We start from the raw sequence: 1121 nt of genomic DNA on the forward strand, positions 1-1121 counted from the left end.
AGGGAGGCTGCCTGGATGTCCCTACTCCAGGCCGAGCCGCTGTCTCCTCCTTGTTGCCCAGGCGGTGATCAGCTGGTCGGCGGTCAGGCCCATGAAGGCGACGCAGAGCCCGAGTACCAGGCCCTTGCCTGCGTCGTTGAAGGTCAGTGCCCGGAAAATCTCCTGGCCGATGTCCTTGGTGCCGATGAAGGCTGCGATGATGACCATGAACAGCGCGAACATGATGGTCTGGTTGATGCCGAGCATGATCTCGGGAAAAGCGAGCGGCATGCGGATGTTCCACAGGAGCTGACGCCTGGTGCAGCCCGAGGTGATGCCGGCCTCGACGATTTCGGATGGCACGTTGCGCAGTCCGAAGATGGTGTAGCGCACGATCGGGATCATCGCATAGATGATGATGGCCGAGATCGCAGCGACATCGCCGACCTTGAACAACATGATGACGGGGATCAGATAGATGAACGAGGGGAAGGTCTGGAAGGTGTCGCACAACAGCCTGACGATGCCGGTGCGGCGCTCGGTGCGCGATGCCCAGATGCCGATCGGCAGGCCGATCAGGACACAGATCAGCACGGCGACCGTTACCATATAGGCGGTGATCAGCGAACGCTCCCAATAGCCGGCAAAGGCGATGAACAACACGAAGCCGGAAACTGTGAGGGCTAGGCGCAGGCCGCCAAGCGACCAGCCGGCGGCCGCGACAAGCGCAACCATCGCCGTCCACGGAATGCTCTGGAACAGGTCACGCACAGGGATCAGTACGTAGAGCAGCATGGCGTTGCGCAGATATTGCAGCGGTTCGTAGAAGGTCACCGTGACCCAGCCGACGAGCGCGTCCCAAAACGGCGCGGTGCTGAGCGTGAGGCTGGATGGCCAAGCTTGCGCATAGGGCGTGACGAGCGAAAGCAAGAGCGAACCGAAGATGACCAAAGCCGCGGCCGACAGGAACGGAAAGCGCTGCAGGAATGTGGAATCGTCCGCAACGTGCGATGGCTCTTTATGGGCTGCCGCCCGGCTCAACTGGTCGAGCGTGATCGCCATCAAGACGATCGCAACACCACTTTCCAGTGCCTGGCCGATCTTGAGTGCCTGCAGCCGAAACAAAAGATCGTGGCCGAGGC

At 61.2% G+C, this 1121-nt stretch carries 1 protein-coding gene; it reads right to left on the minus strand.

Annotation, left to right across the window (positions count from 1 at the left end; genetic code table 11):
* Positions 1 to 21: 21 nt before the first annotated feature.
* Positions 22 to 1121 (minus strand): ABC transporter permease (locus AC1DUU_RS32640; protein ID WP_476787420.1); only part of this gene is annotated, 1100 nt, incomplete at its 5' end.

It is taken from the genome of Aminobacter sp. P4_H6_2, from assembly GCF_056400805.1.